1 pseudogene is annotated in these 3,946 nt (G+C 67.8%); it reads left to right on the forward strand.

The annotated features are described in order from the left end of the window. Nucleotides 1–3,946: pseudogene (locus tag A5753_RS06605) on the forward strand (condensation domain-containing protein); the annotation flags it as partial.

The following is a 3,946-nucleotide window of genomic DNA, read 5'->3' on the forward strand; positions in this document are numbered from 1 at the left end:
TTGTCCATGCAGGTGGTGGCCCGGGCCCGCGCCGCCGGCCTGGTGTGTCGGCCGCGCGATATCTTCGTCGAGCAGACCGTGGCGCGGCTGGCCCGGGTGGCGGGGGTGGCCGACGGCGCGGGCGGCCCGGTCGACGAGGGCGTCGGGCAGGTGCTGGCCACGCCGATCATGCGGTGGCTGCACAGCGTCCAGGGGCCGGTCGAGCAGTTCAACCAGACGGTGTTGGCGCAGGCCCCCGCGGGTGTGACCGAGGCCGACGTCGTTGCGATATTGCAGGCGCTGGTGGACCGGCACGCAATTCTGCGGCTGCGCGTCGACGAGGATGGCGCCGGGGGATGGTCATTGACGGTGCCGGCCGCCGGTTCGGTGGATGCCAATGATCGCCTGCAAGCGGTGGACGTGTTGTCCGAGGAGGCGCTGGTCAAGGCGCGGTCGCGGTTGAACCCGGCCGCCGGGGTGATGCTCAGCGCGCTGTGGGCTGACTCGACTGGGCAGTTGGCGTTGATCATTCACCACCTGGCCGTTGACGGGGTGTCGTGGCGAATTCTGTTGGAGGACCTCAACACCGCGTGGGTCCAGCGTCGCGGCGGGCAGCCGATCACGCTGCCGGCGGCCGGGACGTCGTTTGCCCGGTGGTCCTCGCTGCTGGCGGAGCACGCCCAGAGCCCTGCGGTGGTGGAGCAGGCCGACGCATGGCGGCAGATGGCGGCGCTTCCGTCGGTGCTACCCGCGCTGCAGCCCGCGGTGGATACGTTTGCCGCCGCCGGTCACCTATCGGTGTCGCTGGACGCCGACACGACGAGGATGCTGCTGGGCGAGGTGCCGACGGCATTCCATGCCGGAGTGCACGACATCTTGCTGATCGCTTTCGGATTGGCGTTGGCGGAATTGCTGGGCCCGGGCGGCGCGCCGATCGGCATCGACGTGGAGGGTCATGGGCGCCACGAGGAGCTGGCCGCTGATGTCGACCTGTCGGGCACGGTGGGGTGGTTCACCACCAAATATCCCGTGGCGTTGAGCCTCGGTGGGCTGGCCTGGAGCCAGGTAGTGGCCGGCGAGGCGGCGTTGGGAGCGGTGATCAAGGACGCCAAGGAGCAGCTGCGTGCCCTGCCCGATCCGCTGGGCTACGGTCTGCTGAAATATCTGAATCCCGATGTCGAGTTGGGCGGATCCGACCCAACCGTCGGGTTCAATTATCTGGGACGGCTGGGCGCCGGGGCCGACCTCTCCGAGGATATGTGGCGCCTCTGCCAGGACAGCTTGGCGTTAACCGGCGCGGCCGCGGCGATACCCATGCCGCTGATGCATACCGTGGACCTGAACGCCGGCACGGTGGACACCGATACCGGCCCACACCTGCACGCCAACTGGACGTGGGCGCCGTCGGCGGTGGATCGCGACCAGGTCGACCGGCTGGGCCGGCTGTGGTTTGAGGCCCTGGCCGGCATCTGTGCCCATGTTCGCGGCGGCGGGGGCGGGTTGACACCGTCGGACATCGCGCCGGCCCGGTTGAGCCAGCCGCAGCTGGATGCGCTGCAGGAGCAGTACCGCATCGCTGACGTGTTGCCCTTGACCCCTCTGCAGCAGGGGCTGCTGTTCCACACCACCACTACGCAGCGCGGCGACGATGTGTATGCGGTGCAGCTGGACATCACCTTGAGCGGAGCCCTGGAGGAGGACCGGCTGCACGAGGCGGTGAATGCGGTCGTGAGCCGGCACCCGAACCTGGCCGCCCGATTCTGCGCGCAGTTCGACGAGCCGGTGCAGCTGATTCCGGCCGAGCCCGTGGTGCCTTGGCGATATGTCGAACTCGACGCCCACGCCGACGGGGTCGACGAGCAGGTGCAAGACGTATGTGCGGCCGAACGCGCCGCGGTGTGCGATCTGGCGGACCCCCCGGCGTTTCGGGCGGCATTGATCCGCACCGCGCCGGATCGGCACCGGTTCATCCTGACCAACCACCACATCGTCATGGACGGATGGTCGCTGCCGATTCTGTTGGGCGAAGTGATTGCCAGCTACTACAAGCAGCGACTGCCGGCGGCCGCCCCGTATCGCCACTTCGTGAGCTGGCTGGCCGGACGTGACCTGGACGCCGCCCGCGCGACCTGGCGTGAGGTGCTCGCCGATTTCGACACGCCCACCTTGGTGGGTCCGCCCGGGCGGCTGCGGCTCGGAAAACGAGGTGTCGCATCGTTTACGGTGCCTGCGGACACCACCGGGGCGATCAGCGAGCTGGCACGGTCGCATCACACGACCGTGAACATCGTCATGCAGGCCGCGTGGGCGCAGATATTGATGTGGCTGACCGGCCGGCACGACGTCGCGTTCGGCACCGCGGTGTCGGGGCGGCCGACGGAGCTGGCCGGTGCGGATTCGATGGTGGGGCTGTTGATCAACACGGTCCCGATGCGCGCGCGTATCACAGCGGCAACCACGGTCGCCGGCTTGTTGGATCAATTGCAAGACGTCTATAACGCGACGCTGGAGCATCAGCACCTGGCGCTCGGGGAAATCCATCGCGCCACCGGACACGACCAGTTGTTCGACACGTTGTTCGTCTTCGAAAACTATCCCGTCGACGCTGCCGCGCTGGCAGGCGATCACGAGTTGGCGATCACCGACGTCGCCGCCCGTGAAAACAACCACTACCCGCTGGCGGTGCAAGTGCAGCCCGGTGCGCAATTGAGCCTTCGCGTCGAGTACGACACCGACGTGTTCGACGCAGCGAGGATCGAGTCGCTCTTCAGGAGGTTGCAAAAGGTGCTGGTGGTTATGACCGCCGATGCGGAGCAGCAGTCATGACCGCCGATATGACTCGGCGGTTGTTGTCGATCGATCTGCTCGATGACGATGAGCAGGTCGACCTCGATGGGTGGGGCAATCGGTCGGTGCTCGGCCGGCCGTCGGCGTCGGTGTCCATTCCAGAGTTGTTCGCCGCACAGGTAGGACGCACGTCGCATGCGGTGGCGTTGACCTGTGGGGGCCGCTCATTTTCGTATTGGGAGCTGGACGAGGCCTCGAATCGGTTGGCGCACTTGTTAATTGGGCGGGGTGCGGGCCCGGGGGAGTGCGTGGCGCTGTTAGTGGCGCGCTCGGCCGAGGCGATCGTGGCGATCCTGGCGGTGCTCAAGACCGGGGCGGCATACGTGCCGATCGATCCAGCGCTGCCCGCGGCGCGGATCGAGTTCATGGTCGCTGATGCGGCGCCGGTGGTCGTGGTCAGCAGCGCGGACCTGCGGTCGCGACTGGACGGCTGTGAGGTAGCGGTCGTCGACGTGGCCGATCCTGCTGTGCGCGATCAGCCCAGTACCGGTTTGCCCGTGCCCGCCCCGGATGATGTCGCTTACCGGATTTACACCTCGGGCACTACCGGTGTCCCGAAGGGGGTGGCGGTCTCGCACCGAGGTGTTAGCGAGTTGGTGGCCGCGGTGGAAAGTCGGTTGCCCGCGGACCCGGTGCGGGTGTGGTCGCAGTGGCATTCGCTGGTTTTCGACGTGTCGGTGTCGGAGATTTTCGGCGCACTGTTGTATGGCGGGCGGTTGGTCGTGGTGCCCGAGGAGGTGGCCGGGTCACCGGATGACTTGCACGCCTTGCTGACTCGCGAACAGGTCACGGTGTTGAGTCAAACACCGTCGGCGGTGGGGGTGATGTCGCCGGCGGGTTTGGAGTCGACCGCGCTGGTCGTGGCCGGTGAGGCTTGTCCGGTCGAGTTGGTGCAGCGGTGGGCACCGGGTCGAGTGCTCATCAACGCCTACGGCCCCACCGAGGCGACGGTGTACGCGGCGGTCAGTGCGCCGTTGCGGCCGGGCTCGGGGGTGGTGCCGATCGGTTCGCCGGTCGCCGGCGCGGCGTTGTTCGTGCTCGATGCCGGGTTGCGCCGGGTGTCGGCCGGCGTGGTGGGTGAGCTGTATATCGCCGGTGCCGGCGTGGCCTACGGCTACGT

Origin of the sequence: Mycobacterium sp. 852002-51971_SCH5477799-a (assembly GCF_001667145.1) — a bacterium.
Lineage (GTDB): Bacteria > Actinomycetota > Actinomycetes > Mycobacteriales > Mycobacteriaceae > Mycobacterium.